The sequence below is a fragment of the Nostoc sp. genome (genome assembly GCF_036917635.1).
GTDB lineage: Bacteria > Cyanobacteriota > Cyanobacteriia > Cyanobacteriales > Nostocaceae > Nostoc.
On record NZ_JBALCW010000102.1, the window covers coordinates 11,518 to 25,980 of the forward strand.

A 14,463-nucleotide genomic window follows, 5' to 3' on the forward strand; every position below is an offset into this window, starting at 1 on the left:
CCTAACGTTGAGTAAATATCAAGAACGGTGTGTGAATTTTACTTGTTTTAGTAAAATTCCATACAAGGGTAACTGATATTTAATTAAGTGGCAACTCAGATTTTAGAAACTCTCTGCAATCTTTCTTCCATGCCAATGTTGCCTTGTAAGCCTCCTGTGTGTACCAGTAGTAAGGAATTGCCTTTACTAAAAAATCCCTGCTGTAGTAAATCCATCACTCCGTAAAACATTTTGGCGGTATATACGTAATCAAGGGGTAGGCCATGTTCCTCGCTGAACTGTTGGCTGAAAACTAGCAACTCGTCGTTTACCTTTGCATAGCCGCCGAAGTGGTAATCACATACCAATTCCCAGGAAGCGGGAGAACTATATGGTGATGGTAAATCAGAGGCGAGGTAATTTGTCAATAAACTTTCGATTTCTTGGGCGAGAAATGCTCCATTTTTTAGAACGGGAAAAGCGATCGCTCTTTGTCCTTCATGCAACGAAAGCGCAATACCTGCTATTGTGGTAGCTGTACCGCAGGCTACGCATATACGATCAAATGCGTAGGCGTAGCCAGCCGTAGGCATCGCACGATCAATTATCTCTGTGCAACCGCGCACACCATTTAAATTACTCCCGCCTTCGGGAATAATAAACACCTCGCCGAAACGTTGTCGCAGATATTCCTCTAACGCTTGTGTGTTGCGCTGTCGATACATCTCCCGGTTCAGATACGCAAGCTGCATACCCTGTTGTACAGCAAAACTCAGTGTGGGATTCAACGGTAATCTCTCCTCGCCACGAATTACACCAATGGTGCGAAAACCGAAAAGATTACCAGCCGCCGCAGTTGCATAGATGTGATTGGAATAAGCGCCGCCAAAAGTAAGCAGCGTTGTGAAATTTTTCTCCTTGGCCTCCAAAAGATTGTATTTCAGCTTGTACCACTTGTTGCCGTTAACCCACGGGTGCATGAGATCCAAGCGCAGCACATAGAGTTCAACACCTGCGTGACGGGCGATTTCGCTGTTGATTTGTTGTAGAGGAGGAGCAATAAAGGTTAACGACATGCGTAAACATTCTAACTTAGAATTTATATTCTCTCACCTTCATTATTGAACATAAAAGTAATGATAAACATTGAGTAATTCAATGGTAAGTCAATCAAAATGAGCAATAAATCTTTCTGATGGTTATCTTTAGAAATTGGCATTTTACTAATTGAGTGTTTCAGGTAAATATAGAAACATAACACTCGCTCCAGATAATATTATTTTTGGAGAAAATAAATGGTTGCACTCACACAGCTTACTCAAGTTATTCCCAATCCAGGACGTTTGACGATTCAAACTGTTGAAATTGCTCCTCAAACGACTGCTATCCGTTGTCTCGACTGGGATCGAGAACGTTTTGATATCGAGTTTGGTTTACGGAATGGTACAACCTATAATTCTTTCTTAATTCAGGGAGAAAAAATTGCCTTAGTTGACACATCTCACCGCAAGTTTGAGGAATTATATTTTGAGATACTGGTGGGATTAATTGATCCGGCTAAAATAGATTACTTAATTATCAGCCACACGGAACCCGACCATAGTGGATTAGTAAAAAATATTTTGCAATTAGCTCCCTCCATTACTGTTGTCGGTGCTAAGGTAGCTATTCAATTTTTAGAAAATATGGTTCACCAGCCTTTTAAATCAATGCAGGTGAAAAGTGGAGAGCGATTAGATTTAGGCAATGGACACGAATTAGAATTTATTTCTGCACCTAACTTACACTGGCCTGATACAATCTTGACTTATGACCACAAAACTTGCACTCTCTACACTTGCGATGTGTTTGGGATGCACTACTGTGATGACCACACTTATGATGAAAATATTACTTCAATAGAAGAAGATTTTCACTATTACTATGATTGTCTCATGGGTCCCAATGCCCGATCTGTTTTGGCAGCTTTAAAGCGGATTGAAAAGTTAGAAATAGTCACAGTTGCTACGGGACATGGCCCTTTATTGCAACACTATATCTCCGAATGGCTCGGACGCTATCAAAACTGGAGTTTAGAACAAGCAAAAGCAGAGACATTAGTAGCTCTATTTTATGTTGAAGATTACGGGCATAGCGAGCATTTAGTTCGTACCATAGCTCATGGATGCGCGAAAACTGGCGTAGCAGTAGAATTAGTAGAACTTAATAGTGCCGAGCCTCAAGAAGTTCGAGAATTAGTTGCACAAGCTTCTGGTTTGGTAATTGCAATGCCAGCCCAATCTTCGGTGATGGCTCAAGCTGCTTTAAGTACAATTTTAGCTGCTGTTAACAAGAAACAGACAATTGGTTTATTAGAGTCAGGAGGTGGAGAAGATGAACCTGTTTATCCTTTACGGAATAAGTTTCAAGAACTGGGATTAACTGAAGGTTTTCCTCCTATCTTAGTTAAAGAAATTCCTACTCAAGCAACGGAACAGCTTTGTGATGAAGCGGGGACAGATATGGGTCAATGGTTGACCCGCGATCGCACCATAAAACAAATCAAATCTATCAATAGCGAGCTAGAAAAAGCTTTAGGGCGGATTAGCACAGGATTGTATATTATCACCGCCAAAAAAGGAGAAATTCAGAGCGCAATGTTTGCTTCTTGGGTGACACAAGCGAGTCTTGAGCCTTTAGGAGTAGCGATCGCAGTATCCAAAGATCGGGCAATTGAATCTTTGATGCACGTTGGCGATCGCTTCGTTTTAAACGTTTTAGAAGAAGGCAGATATCAAGGATTAATGAAACATTTCCTCAAACGTTTTGCTCCTGGTGCAGACCGCTTTGCTGGAGTGAAAACATATCCAGCAAAAAATGAATCGCCCGTTTTAGCTGAAGCTTTAGCTTACATGGAATGTGAAATCACTAGCCGCATGGATTGTGGAGATCATTGGGTAATTTATAGCACAGTCCAAACTGGAAGAGTTGCCAAACTACATGCACTTACAGCCGCCCATCACCGCAAAATTGGCAATCATTACTAAATTTGCAATGGGGTATGGGGCATTGGGCATGGTTATTCTCCTTGTCCCCTCATCTCCCTCATCTTCACAATTCCCAATTCCTAACTCCTAACTCCCTATAACTATGTATAAATCTGCTGAGAATACTCCGATTAGTATGTACGAAATCAATCGGGCGCGCGTTGTGCGAACCTTGGAATTTATCCAAGATTTAATTGTAATTTCTTTGTGTATCGGTTTATTTAGCTTCATGGTGCTTCAGGTGAGAGATATGTTTCTCTCCTTACTTCCACCTTTAGATTTTCATGCTGTTACTGCCGATATTCTCTTTTTACTTATCTTGGTTGAGTTATTTCGACTACTGATTATCTACCTACAGGAACATCGAGTATCTATTGGTGTAGCTGTTGAAGTTTCCATCGTTTCCGCCTTGCGAGAAGTCATTGTTAAAGGTGTTCTAGAAACTAATTGGAGTCAAGTTTTAGCGACTTGTGCCTTTTTATTAGTGCTGGGAATATTACTGTTTCTCAGAGTTTGGCTACCCCCGACTTTTGAAGGTATCGACCCGGAACAAGAAGCATCTAAACGCTATAGAAGCAAAGTTAAGTCTGAATTAACACAAACCAATGGTCATTAAAAACAAGCAGGGGACGCACGGAAAGTAGAACTATTGATTATTTATCCATCCCCAATGCCCAATGCCCCATGCCCAATTCCTAATTAAAAGAGATTATTATGTCTGTTGCAACATTAACGCCCAACCATAGCAAAGATGTACAAGTTGTTGAAATTGGTAAAAATACTCTGATTCTGCGATCGCGGACTTGGGACAGACTAAAATTTGAGGTGGAGTATTCCCGCCAACGGGGAACTACGGCAAATTCTTATCTGATTCAAGCTGATAAAAAGGCTTTAATTGACCCCCCCGGTGAATCTTTTACTGAAATTTACCTTCAGCAACTAGCACAACATCTAGATTTCACCACTCTAGATTACATTGTTCTCGGTCATGTCAACCCAAACCGCAGCGCAACTCTGCAAGTATTGCTATCTCTGGTTCCCCAAGCCACTATAATTTGTTCTCGCCCCGCCGCCAATGCTCTAAAAACTGCCTTTCCCGAATTTGAGTCACCTATTCAAGCGATGCGATCGCAGGATACTCTAGATTTAGGACAAGGACATCATCTATCATTTACCACCGTACCAACCCCTCGATGGGCGGATGGACTTTGTACCTACGATCCCGCCACAAAAATTCTTTACACAGACAAACTTTTTGGCGCTCATATTTGCGAAGATACTTTGTTTGATGAAGATTGGAAGGCGTTAGATGCGGAACGTCGTTACTATTTTGAATGTCTTCATGCACCCCAAGCTAAACAAGTTGAAGTAGCCTTAGATAAGTTGTCGGTTTTGGGAGCCAGATGTTATGCCCCAGCACATGGCCCTATTGTCCGTTACAGCCTGAGTCGTTTTACCTATGATTACCGTCAATGGTGTCAAGGGCAAAAATCTCAAGAGTTGAGTGTCGCTTTGCTTTATGCTTCTGCTTATGGAAATACAGCAATTATGGCGAATGCGATCGCTCAAGGTTTGATTCAAAATGGAATTAATGTAGAATCAATCAACTGTGAACTAGCCGATTCAGCGGAGATTAACCGCATTGTAGAAGCTTGCGATGGCTTGATTATCGGCTCACCCACTTTAGGCGGACATGCACCTACTCAAATTCAAACTGCTTTAGGAATAGTTCTCTCTGTGGCGGCTAAAACTAAGTTAGCAGGGGTATTTGGTTCTTATGGTTGGAGTGGCGAGGCAATAGATTTAATCGAAAGCAAGCTCAAAGATGCTAATTATCAACTAGGATTTGAAACAATTAGGGTGCGTTTTAGCCCTACTCCTGAGATTCTCCAGCAGTGTCAAGAAGCAGGTGCTTTCTTTGCCCAAAACTTAAAGAAAACTAAAAAACTGCGTTCTTCTCGCCAGGTTGTGACAGAAACCCATGTAGATCGTACCGAACAAGCGGTAGGGCGGATCATTGGTTCTTTGTGTGTTGTGACAACTCGTGATGAAGAAACTCACAAAGGGGTTTTAACTTCTTGGGTATCGCAGGCAACTTTTAACCCACCAGGAATTATGATTGCGATCGCTAACGAGCAAAATGCAGATTTAATGCATCATCCTGGTGATAATTTTGTGCTGAATATCCTTAAAGAAGGAAGAAATGTCCGACGCTATTTCTCTCGTCATAGTACTTTAGGCGATAATCCCTTTGCAAATCTTGACACAAAAACTGCTCTTAATGGTAGTTTGATTTTGAATGAGGCATTAGCCTATTTAGAATGTACGGTGCAAAATCAGCTTGAATGTGGCGATCGATGGTTAATTTATGCCGTCATCGATCGCGGTGAAGTGTTAGAAAATGATGGTGTCACTGCTTTAGAGCATCGTAAATCTGGCAGCTATTATTAACCTGACTTTTTACGGTATGTGGAAAACCTCTCTCTAAATCTCTCTCCTTTTAGGAGAGAGACTTTGAATTTTCCCCCTTCCCGCTACGAGTTGGGGGTTAGGGGGTTAGGTTCTTCCTGCGCTTTCCTACATAACGTGAAAAGTCAGGTACACACAAGTCTTTTAGAGTTGGAATGGCATTGTTTTGGCTGACAATGCCATTGTTTCGGCTAACGATGCTATTGTTCCGGCTAACAATGCTATTGTTTGAGCTGACAATGTTACTTCTTTACTAAAAAAGCCCAATCAAGTATATGTTGTTCGTGTTCTGTGTGTTTATGTCCATAGAACTTTTCGTAAGCGTCCCAAGCCGCCTCACGCGCTAGGTAATGCCCTGATATAGAGTCTATGTCATCTATCAGAGAATCATAGGTGTGTCCATTCCATCCTGTGCGCTTACAGTCAACCGCTAAGTCACCTATATTAGTGTCTTCCCCAGATTGAGAACGTAACCAGTCTCCAAAGCTTATTTCCGGCATAATTGATTCCCCTTTATTGTTTGCACTGATATGTATCGTTTTTTCACCACCAAGGGTCTGTACAATCAATAGACATACTTTTTTCAACGTCATTATTTATGCGGCTACGCTAACTTATATATGTCTAGCGCGTCCACATCCTCATAACCACTTTCGCAAAATTTCTAATTCTCCTCTACTTGGAGTGATAAAAGAGCGATATTCTCATTAAATTTCTGCTGCGCCAGAATGATTTGGGGATAGTTTGTCTGCGTCCATGAAGCAAGCGCCTTAACTGGTTCTAGCAGAGTTAGTCCCAGTGTTGTTAACTGATAATAAACGCTGGGCGGTACAGTTGGCTCAACAGTCCGCGTCATTAGCCCATTACGTTCAAGTTCGCGCAATGTGCGGGTAAGCATCCTCTGAGAAATGCCATCAATCCGTCGGCGTAACTCACTGAAACGTAGCGGGCCATCACTGAGTATGACGACAATCAATACACTCCATTTATCACCGACAAGGCTCAAAACTTCACGCACGGGAGCGCAAGATTGCTCAGTATGGTTGATATTTCTAGACAGAGGAACATCGTTGTAACCTTGTGACATAATTGTGCCTTCTTGCGGTTATTTTGTTAGTTACTATAATAGACCTTGTTACCTTTAATAACTAGATAACTGGCAATAACCGAAATAAGCGAGAAATTTATCATCTGAAGCTTTGACAGACTCGAAAAACGGGCGACTGAAATATCTCATAAGGCAGCGTAATGGTTATGGAAAAATCAAGCATGACATCTTTGCATTTGATGACAGTAGACAGCACTCCCTCTTCCCGCAAGCGCCAGATCATTCATCGCACCAGAGGACAGCGAAGCGGCCCGATTACTCGCTTGGTGAGTCCGTCTGACCTTGGAGAGATGATCAAGCCATTCGTGTTTCTCGATTATTTTGAAGCACAATCTATTACTACATCTGGCTTTGGATGGCATCCCCACTCAGGCATTGCGACAATTACCTTTATGCTGTCGGGTGAAGGATTTTTTTATGAAGATAGCACGGGCAAGCAAGGTAAGCTGCTACAAGGAGGTGTTGAGTGGATGCGTGCTGGCGGCGGTGTATGGCACAGAGGGGAGCCTGCCCCCGGACTCATGCTGGGCTTTCAACTTTGGATCGCCCTGCCGCCTGAGCAAGAGCAAGCTCTTGCACAAAGCATCTATCTGCCTCCGCATCAGGTAGAAGAGTCAGGGGCGGTGCGTGTGGTGTTGGGTCGGTATGGTACTGCAAAAAGCCCTATTCCTGCACCACCATCCATAAACTACCTTGTTGTGCAACTTAAGGATCAGGAGCATTGGCGCTTTGAACCAGATGTAGGTAGCACCGTGTGCTGGGTTGCGGTACAGGCTGGAATGCTGCATACCGATGATAATACGTTGGCATCTGGGGAGCTTGTGGTTTTTGAGGAATCAGATACTGCCATTGATTTCCATGCCCAAGGTGACACCACCTTCATGCTTGGTTCCGCCATCAAGCATCCACACGATTTAGTGTTGGGTTACTACTCGGTTCACACCAGCGCAGATGCCTTATATAAAGGCGAAACTGAGATTAAACGCCTCGGTAACAAGCTTCGGAGTGAAGGTCGGTTGCACTGAGTATATCCGCCATCTCGTATAACTTGACCTTAGAAAATCGCCTTGCTCCCATAATCTTAGTGCCAATCGCTCATACCCAACATCCTGATCTAAGATTGTTGGGTATCTTAATAAATTGCGATCGCCACTATACCGATGATCGAAGTTGAACATCTAAGTAAAATATACGGTTCCACCCCAGCGATTACTGATGTCACTTTTAGCGTCGAACCTGGGGAAATTTTAGGGTTGTTGGGCCCCAATGGCGCTGGGAAAACTACAACGATGCGGATTTTAGCTGGTTATTTACCGGCAACCAATGGAAATGCTCGGATTGCTGGTTATGATGTCCATGAAAATTCCCTGGCTGTACGCCAACGAATTGGTTATTTACCGGAAACACCGCCGTTATATCCAGACATGACGGTAGAGGGATTTTTACATTTTGTCGCCCGAATTAAGGGAGTATCAGCAGGCGATCGCCCCAATAAGGTAACAGCCGCCATCGAACGCTGCAACTTAGAAGATAAGCGGCGGGTGATTATTCGCAAACTCTCTAAAGGATATCGCCAAAGAGTCGGAATTGCTCAAGCGATCGTCCACGATCCACCAGCAATTATTTTAGATGAACCCACCGTTGGCCTCGACCCCAGACAAATAATTGAGGTGCGGAATTTAATTAAAAGTCTCGCTGGGACTCACACAATTATTCTTTCCACGCACATTCTGCCAGAAGTGAGCATGACTTGTAGCCGCGTCGCCATCATCAATCGCGGTAAAGTTGTGGCAACTAATACACCAGAAAACTTAATGACTCAGTTGACAGGTGGCTCAGGGTATGAATTGGAAATAGAAGGAGAAGCTGCCCTAGCAAAACAGGTATTGCAAAAAGTCGCGGGTGTGAGTTTGATAGAATCAATTCCGACAACCGGAGGTCATCAACCCCAGGAAAATCGAGCTTATTTGCGGGTAATATCGCAACCGGGAAAAGAACCAGGAAAGGATATTGTTGCAACCTTGGTGCGTGCAGGATTCGGTTTACATGAACTGAAGCGAGTTAACGCTACCTTAGAAGATGTATTCTTGCAACTGACCACAGAAGAAAAAAATTTCGATACTGAGGTAGACTTAGCAGCAGACAACGAAGGAGAGGCAGCGTAAATGGGTGTAGTGCTGAGTAATATTATTGCCATTTATCGCCGAGAGTTACAGAGTTATTTTGTATCACCTTTGGCTTATGCGGCAGCAGGCATATTTTGGTTCATCGCGGGGTTATTCTGGGTGATGATTTTGCTAGGGCCAGATGGCATTTTGGTAGGAGTCGCGGCAATAGATGCACAAGGGCAACAACAAGGAGTACCAGTACCGCCGATAGATGTCCCCTACGAATTTATCCGGGCATTTTTGGATCGCATGGGGTGGCTATTGTTGTTTATCCTGCCAATACTTTCGATGGGACTCTATGCCGAAGAACGTAAACGCGGCACTTTAGAATTATTAGCCACGTCACCAATCACCAATTGGGCGGTAGCTTTAGGTAAGTTATTAGGAGTGCTAACATTTTTTACCACGATGGTTGTACCCATGCTAGTGTTTGAAGCGATCGCCATCAGTGGATCGAATCCACCAATGGCCCTCTCAATTCCCTTAGTGGGTCATTTTGGATTAATCTTGCTAGCAGCAGCAATTTTATCTTTAGGAATGTTTATTTCTTCGTTAACAGACAGCACAATTCTATCTGCCGTTTTCACGTTTGCAGTAATTTTATTATTGTTATTGATTGATTTAATCGCCAAAATTGTCCCTGGCCCGTTGGGCGAAGCATTAGGTTATCTCTCATTGCTGAAACATTACAACACCTTAATTCAAGGCATTTTTGATACCAGCGCCTTAATTTTATTCGCCAGTTACATTTTTTTGGGTATTTTTCTCACAGCTCAATCAATTGATGCACTGCGTTTTCAAAGGCAATAGTTATTTGTCATTTGTCATTTGTCATTTGGAACATTGCGAATTGAGTTTAGATAGGAGTTTAATTTAGGTGCTAGTTCGTTAATGATTGTTTTTATTGCATTTATCTGTTCGGTAGTTAAAAGATTACGAGTATAAGCCCGTCTTAACCAATGTTGAGTTTCATTCAAAGAGCCTCTCGCTATTTTGATAAAACGTCTATTATCTTGAAAACTACCTCTTCCTACACCTTCTGCTATATTGGCACCGATACTATCTGCCGAACGTACAATCTGTTTACCAATCGTATCTTTTGCAAAAAAATTCCATCCTTCAACAATTTTCCAAATGTTATCTGCCAAGTGTTCTGATAATTGATAAACCTGTAATTCTTGGAAACGCTTTGTTGCCATTTATTCAGTTATATACTTATTTTTAGTCAATCAATTTTCGTCCATATATTTTAAATTGTCACTATTTGTAGACCAATGACCAATGACCAAGGACAAATGACAAATGACAAATGACAAATGACAAATAATATGAAGATAGTTGCAAAAAAGAAACTGTGGAAATATCTGTTTTGGTTGGGGCCGTTCCTAATTACTGTCGGCTTAACAGTTGGGTTAATCTCTGAACAGTGGGGACTAATCCCATTAGTATTTCTGATTACAGGAATTGTCATCAGTGGGTTGGGGATAATATGGCAAAGCTACGAAACTAACTGGTGGAAACGTCGTTCTACCCAAGCTGGAACTAATGCCCTAGTAGCAACTCTAGCAGTGTTGGCAATTTTGGGATTGATTAACTTTTTGGGAACTCGCTACCACTTGCGGGCAGATTTAACAGAGGCTCAATTGTTTACCCTTGCACCCCAGTCACAAGAACTGGTGAGGATTTTACCACAGCCAGTTAAAGTATGGGTGTTTGATATTAACCAAAATCCCCAAGACAAAGAACTGCTAGAAAATTATCAACGCCAAAGCTCAAAATTTAAATATGAGTATATCGACCCCCAAACTAGACCAGGACTTGCAGAAAAGTTTGGCGTTAAAGATTACGGGGAAGTTTATTTAGAATCTGGCAATAAACGGCAATTAGTGCAGACGATAAATGAAAATGAGCGATTATCAGAAATAAGATTAACTAGTCGCCTGCAACAACTAACAAATTCAACCACAGCCAAAGCTTACTTACTGCAAGGTCATGGCGAACGCCAACTTTCGCCCGGTAAAGATGCAATATCACAAGCAGTTCAGGCATTAGGCGATAAAAATTTTGCAACATCACCCTTGAATTTAGGAGAAACTTCCAAAGTTCCTCAAGATGCGGCTGTAGTGATAGTAGCTGGCCCCAAGCGAGGGCTGTTTGAAGGTGAAGTCAAAGCTTTGCAAGAATATCTTAATCGCGGCGGTAACTTACTGCTGATGATTGATCCTAATACCGATCCCAAACTTAACAGCTTGCTACAAGAGTGGGGTGTTAGTCTGGATAATCGTTTAGCAGTCGATGTCTCTGGCGAAAGCATCGTGGGACTTGGCCCTGCTGCGCCCTTAGTCACAGAATACGGACAACATCCAATTACCAAAGATTTCGGTAACGGTAATTCTTTTTATCCGATTGCCCGACCACTGGAAATTACCTCTGTGCCTGGTGTTCAGGCTACTCCACTGCTACGAACCAAACCCTATCCCAAAAGCTGGGCAGAAAGCGACCTCCAAAGCGAAAAATTGGAGTTTAATGAGGGTAAAGACCTGAAAGGGCCTCTAACCTTGGGCGTTGCCTTAACCAGAAAACAAACACCCAAATCTGCTTTCACTCCCCAACCTGCACCGACACCTTCACCCTTACCATCACCAACCACTCAAAGCAAAGCTTCCCCCACTCCCCCTGCCTCCCCTGCCTCCCCTGCCCCCCCTGCCTCCCCTGCGCCCACTCCCTCATCTCAAACAGCCACCGAGTCCCGGTTAGTGGTTTTAGGAAATTCCAATTTCGCCACCGATGGTTTGTTTCAACAGCAATTAAATGGAGATGTATTCCTCAACTCAGTTACTTGGCTGAGTCAACAGGGGGAGCAACCCCTTTCTATTCGCCCCAAAGAACCGAAAAACCGCCGGATAACCCTGACAACCACACAAGGTAATCTTTTAATATTGTCATCTCTGTTACTTTTACCCTTAATTGGGTTTGCGATCGCACTTATTATTTGGTGGAAACGAAGGTAATAAGTGAGTTAAGAGTTAGAAGTTAGGAGTTAGGAGTTATAAATATTAATTCTTTACCAATGATAAATGACAAATGACTAAAAAATGAAATTTCCGAGAACGACTTTAATTTTAATACTGCTAGCGCTAGGTTTAGGTGGTTTTGTTTATTTCCATGAAATTCGGGGTGCGACTGTGCGAGAAGAAGCCAAGGAGCAAAAGCAGCAAATTTTCTCTTTTGGAGAAGATGATGTGCAGTCTTTAACAGTCACGACAAAAAAACTCACTCTGAATCTGGAACGGAACCCTGAATCTAGTAGTAACCACAAGTGGTTAATTAAATCTCCGATCGCACTGCCAGCAAATGATGCTATTGTTTCTTATTTAATGGATTTGTTGGTCAAAGGTAATAGTGAACGCACTCTCTCAACTCCACCAAAAGAGCTTGGAGAATTTGCCTTAGATCAACCCCAAGCAACCATCAATATCACCCTGAAAAACCGACAAAGCCATCAGCTGCTTTTGGGTAAATCTAACTTTAACGGGCATTTCTTGTATGCTCAAGCAGACCCTGCTACAAAACCCGATGGAAATATAAATGTGCTGTTGGTATCTACAGATTTTGCAAATGCCGTAAATCGGGAATTATCAGAGTGGAAACAACCTGTAGATAATAGTCAGAAACTTCCTCCGCTCACCATTCCTAAACCGACTCCGACAAACAGCAAATAATTAATTCAAAATCTGGCGATATTATTATGACAAATCCGACAGCAACATTGCTGATTTCCTGCCCCGATCAACGGGGATTGGTAGCGAAATTTGCCAATTTCATCTATTCTAATGGTGGTAATATTATTCATGCAGATCAACATACAGATTTTGCTGCTGGGTTATTCCTTACCCGCATTGAATGGCAATTAGAGGGGTTAAATATGCCGCGAGAGTTTATTGCACCTGCATTTAGTGCGTTTGCGAAGCATCACGGAGTGTTCGCCCAACCTTTAGGTGCTAAGTGGGAAATACGTTTTTCTGATACAGTACCACGCATTGCTATTTGGGTAAGTCGGCAAGACCATTGTCTATTTGACTTAATTTGGCGACAACGCGCTAAAGAATTTATTGCTGAAATTCCTTTAATTATTAGCAACCATTCTAATTTAAAGGTAGTTGCAGAGCAATTTAATATCGACTTCCAGCACATTCCTATTACTAAAGATAATAAATCAGAACAAGAAGCCCAACAACTAGAATTACTCCGCCAATACAAAATAGATTTAGTTGTATTGGCGAAATATATGCAGATTGTTAGTGCAGATTTTATTAATCAATTTCCGCAAATTATTAATATACATCATTCATTTCTACCAGCTTTTATCGGAGCAAACCCTTATCACCGAGCTTTTGAACGTGGTGTAAAAATTATTGGTGCAACGGCTCATTATGCCACTGCTGATTTAGATGCAGGGCCAATTATTGAACAGGATGTGGTGCGAGTCAGTCACCGCGATGAAGTGGATGATTTGGTGAGAAAAGGCAAAGATTTGGAGAGAGTTGTATTAGCAAGAGCGGTGCGATCGCACTTACAAAATCGCGTATTAGTATATGGTAATAGAACAGTGGTATTTGAGTGATGTCAATTATCTATCTCCCAATCTTCAATCAGCAAATTATTAACCCGCTTAAATTCTCTAGTGTTATGGGTAACAAGGGTTAAGTTATTTGTCAGTGTGATGGCGGCAATTTGTAAATCATAAGCTCCAATTGGAGTGCCTAATGCTTCTAACTGAGATCGAATAATTCCAAATGTCATTGCTGCGAGATCGTCAAACGGTAGTGATATAAATTGAGCTAAAAATTCTTGCTGTAAGGTAAGATTACGTTCTGGGTTGGCACTTTTTATTGCCCCATAAAATAGTTCAGCTTTGACGATTGAGCAAACGGTAATATCTTTGGTAGCAGTGGTTTCTAGTTTCTGCTTTAAGGTGAAATTTTTACCACGTATATAGATAATGCAAGTGTTAGTATCTAGCAGAAATTTCACAGGATGGGTTCGCGTTCTTGTTGTTGTCCTTGGGGATGGCGAAAGAATGTTTCATCTTGGATACATCCATAGAATTTAGTCAGGGGATATTCTGGCGTTTCGATTTGGGTTTCTGGTTGTAGGGACTCAATGAGGGTTTTTAGTAATGTCCAGCCTCGGCTAAGGTCGAGTTCTTCGGTGAGTTCAGCTAGGGGGAATTGACGGAAGAATTCTGAAAGTTTGCTGGGTTGGTCTGGGTGGGTGTTTAGTGCGGTCAGGCTTTGGGCAAGAAATTGGATAATATACAGTTTATCGTTGGGGGAAAGCTGAAGGAGTTGTTGTTCGAGTTCTGGGATAGCCATGATGGGGTTTAAGTGGAGGATAATTTTATTTTACTTTCACTCTTCAGGGATGAAATTAGTTTGACTCGTTTTTTACCTGTTAATAGCCACTTTAGGTATAGTTTGTCAATGAAACTAAATCGGCTAAAAAGCCTGCTGAACAAAGTTTTGAGGCTTTGTAGTAAATTCTCTCCCCCCTGTGAACGGTTATACTAAAAACGGTTTGAAACTTGACTTTTCAAGAATTGTTAAAAGTCTTATTAAACAAAGCTTCCAGCCCCTCAAGCAAAAGTCCAGCTATTAGCCGTTTTCAGTATACCTAAAATTTATGAACTATGAATTACTAATTCTTTGATCAT

The 14,463-nt window shown here is 42.0% G+C and carries 15 protein-coding genes; 9 read left to right on the forward strand and 6 right to left on the reverse strand.

Annotated elements, in window-relative coordinates; all coding sequences use genetic code 11:
• Positions 1–95: 95 nt before the first annotated feature.
• Complete coding sequence (locus V7K32_RS25545; protein WP_334997219.1) at positions 96–1,055, reverse strand: 1-aminocyclopropane-1-carboxylate deaminase/D-cysteine desulfhydrase; 960 nt, start codon at positions 1,053–1,055, stop codon at positions 96–98.
• A 219-nt stretch (positions 1,056–1,274) separates the two neighbouring features.
• Between V7K32_RS25545 and V7K32_RS25550 the strand changes: the two genes are divergently transcribed.
• The 3 genes from V7K32_RS25550 (at position 1,275) to V7K32_RS25560 (ending at position 5,456) form a co-directional block, all read left to right on the forward strand.
• Positions 1,275–3,005 (forward strand): diflavin flavoprotein, encoded by a 1,731-nt coding sequence (locus tag V7K32_RS25550; RefSeq protein ID WP_334997221.1) that lies wholly within the window; start codon positions 1,275–1,277, stop codon positions 3,003–3,005.
• 103 nt (positions 3,006–3,108) lie between these two features.
• Positions 3,109–3,621 (forward strand): phosphate-starvation-inducible PsiE family protein, encoded by a 513-nt coding sequence (locus V7K32_RS25555; protein WP_334997223.1) that lies wholly within the window; start codon positions 3,109–3,111, stop codon positions 3,619–3,621.
• A gap of 98 nt (positions 3,622–3,719) precedes the next feature.
• Positions 3,720–5,456: a diflavin flavoprotein gene (locus tag V7K32_RS25560; protein ID WP_334997225.1), complete on the forward strand. Its 1,737-nt coding sequence runs from the start codon at positions 3,720–3,722 to the stop codon at positions 5,454–5,456.
• 260 nt (positions 5,457–5,716) lie between these two features.
• Here the strand turns inward: V7K32_RS25560 and V7K32_RS25565 are convergent, their stop codons facing one another.
• Both V7K32_RS25565 and V7K32_RS25570 read right to left on the reverse strand, forming a co-directional pair.
• Entirely contained in the window at positions 5,717–5,974 is a 258-nt protein-coding gene (locus V7K32_RS25565; protein WP_334997227.1) for a hypothetical protein, read from the reverse strand.
• Positions 5,975–6,138: 164 nt separating this feature from the next.
• The gene (locus V7K32_RS25570; RefSeq protein ID WP_334997229.1) at positions 6,139–6,561 is read right to left on the reverse strand and encodes a winged helix-turn-helix transcriptional regulator; all 423 of its coding nucleotides are present in this window, start codon (positions 6,559–6,561) and stop codon (positions 6,139–6,141) included.
• Between the two features lie 182 nt (positions 6,562–6,743).
• Between V7K32_RS25570 and V7K32_RS25575 the strand changes: the two genes are divergently transcribed.
• The 3 genes from V7K32_RS25575 (at position 6,744) to V7K32_RS25585 (ending at position 9,560) form a co-directional block, all read left to right on the forward strand.
• Positions 6,744–7,607, forward strand: coding sequence for a pirin family protein (locus tag V7K32_RS25575; RefSeq protein WP_334997231.1), 864 nt, complete (start codon positions 6,744–6,746; stop codon positions 7,605–7,607).
• Between the two features lie 135 nt (positions 7,608–7,742).
• Complete coding sequence (locus V7K32_RS25580; protein ID WP_334997233.1) at positions 7,743–8,747, forward strand: ABC transporter ATP-binding protein; 1,005 nt, start codon at positions 7,743–7,745, stop codon at positions 8,745–8,747.
• Positions 8,748–9,560 carry an ABC transporter permease gene (locus V7K32_RS25585; RefSeq protein WP_334997235.1) on the forward strand — a complete coding sequence of 271 codons (813 nt, stop codon included), beginning with the start codon at positions 8,748–8,750 and terminating at the stop codon, positions 9,558–9,560. It abuts the gene before it with no gap.
• Between the two features lie 14 nt (positions 9,561–9,574).
• On the opposite strand, the gene V7K32_RS25590 is transcribed toward V7K32_RS25585, so the two are convergent.
• Complete coding sequence (locus tag V7K32_RS25590; RefSeq protein ID WP_334997237.1) at positions 9,575–9,949, reverse strand: four helix bundle protein; 375 nt, start codon at positions 9,947–9,949, stop codon at positions 9,575–9,577.
• A gap of 129 nt (positions 9,950–10,078) precedes the next feature.
• Between V7K32_RS25590 and V7K32_RS25595 the strand changes: the two genes are divergently transcribed.
• The 3 genes from V7K32_RS25595 (at position 10,079) to purU (ending at position 13,374) form a co-directional block, all read left to right on the forward strand.
• On the forward strand, positions 10,079–11,761 hold the full coding sequence (locus tag V7K32_RS25595) for a GldG family protein (protein ID WP_334997239.1): 1,683 nt from the start codon (positions 10,079–10,081) through the stop codon (positions 11,759–11,761).
• Positions 11,762–11,845: 84 nt separating this feature from the next.
• The gene (locus V7K32_RS25600; protein ID WP_334997241.1) at positions 11,846–12,472 is read left to right on the forward strand and encodes a DUF4340 domain-containing protein; all 627 of its coding nucleotides are present in this window, start codon (positions 11,846–11,848) and stop codon (positions 12,470–12,472) included.
• Between the two features lie 26 nt (positions 12,473–12,498).
• Positions 12,499–13,374, forward strand: coding sequence for a formyltetrahydrofolate deformylase (gene purU / locus V7K32_RS25605; protein ID WP_334997243.1), 876 nt, complete (start codon positions 12,499–12,501; stop codon positions 13,372–13,374).
• Positions 13,375–13,376: 2 nt separating this feature from the next.
• Here purU and vapC read toward each other — a convergent pair whose 3' ends face one another.
• Entirely contained in the window at positions 13,377–13,784 is a 408-nt protein-coding gene (vapC, locus tag V7K32_RS25610; RefSeq protein WP_334997245.1) for a type II toxin-antitoxin system tRNA(fMet)-specific endonuclease VapC, read from the reverse strand.
• Positions 13,781–14,125 (reverse strand): hypothetical protein, encoded by a 345-nt coding sequence (locus V7K32_RS25615; protein WP_334997247.1) that lies wholly within the window; start codon positions 14,123–14,125, stop codon positions 13,781–13,783. Before V7K32_RS25615 ends, vapC begins: the two co-directional genes overlap by 4 nt.
• Positions 14,126–14,463: the final 338 nt, after the last annotated feature.

Coding starts and splice junctions, on each gene's coding strand:
- V7K32_RS25545 (WP_334997219.1), bottom strand. CDS start 1,055: ATGTCGTTAACCTTTATTGCTCCTCCTCTACAACAAATCAACAGCGAA.
- V7K32_RS25550 (WP_334997221.1), top strand. CDS start 1,275: ATGGTTGCACTCACACAGCTTACTCAAGTTATTCCCAATCCAGGACGT.
- V7K32_RS25555 (WP_334997223.1), top strand. CDS start 3,109: ATGTATAAATCTGCTGAGAATACTCCGATTAGTATGTACGAAATCAAT.
- V7K32_RS25560 (WP_334997225.1), top strand. CDS start 3,720: ATGTCTGTTGCAACATTAACGCCCAACCATAGCAAAGATGTACAAGTT.
- V7K32_RS25565 (WP_334997227.1), bottom strand. CDS start 5,974: ATGCCGGAAATAAGCTTTGGAGACTGGTTACGTTCTCAATCTGGGGAA.
- V7K32_RS25570 (WP_334997229.1), bottom strand. CDS start 6,561: ATGTCACAAGGTTACAACGATGTTCCTCTGTCTAGAAATATCAACCAT.
- V7K32_RS25575 (WP_334997231.1), top strand. CDS start 6,744: ATGACATCTTTGCATTTGATGACAGTAGACAGCACTCCCTCTTCCCGC.
- V7K32_RS25580 (WP_334997233.1), top strand. CDS start 7,743: ATGATCGAAGTTGAACATCTAAGTAAAATATACGGTTCCACCCCAGCG.
- V7K32_RS25585 (WP_334997235.1), top strand. CDS start 8,748: ATGGGTGTAGTGCTGAGTAATATTATTGCCATTTATCGCCGAGAGTTA.
- V7K32_RS25590 (WP_334997237.1), bottom strand. CDS start 9,949: ATGGCAACAAAGCGTTTCCAAGAATTACAGGTTTATCAATTATCAGAA.
- V7K32_RS25595 (WP_334997239.1), top strand. CDS start 10,079: ATGAAGATAGTTGCAAAAAAGAAACTGTGGAAATATCTGTTTTGGTTG.
- V7K32_RS25600 (WP_334997241.1), top strand. CDS start 11,846: ATGAAATTTCCGAGAACGACTTTAATTTTAATACTGCTAGCGCTAGGT.
- purU (WP_334997243.1), top strand. CDS start 12,499: ATGACAAATCCGACAGCAACATTGCTGATTTCCTGCCCCGATCAACGG.
- V7K32_RS25615 (WP_334997247.1), bottom strand. CDS start 14,125: ATGGCTATCCCAGAACTCGAACAACAACTCCTTCAGCTTTCCCCCAAC.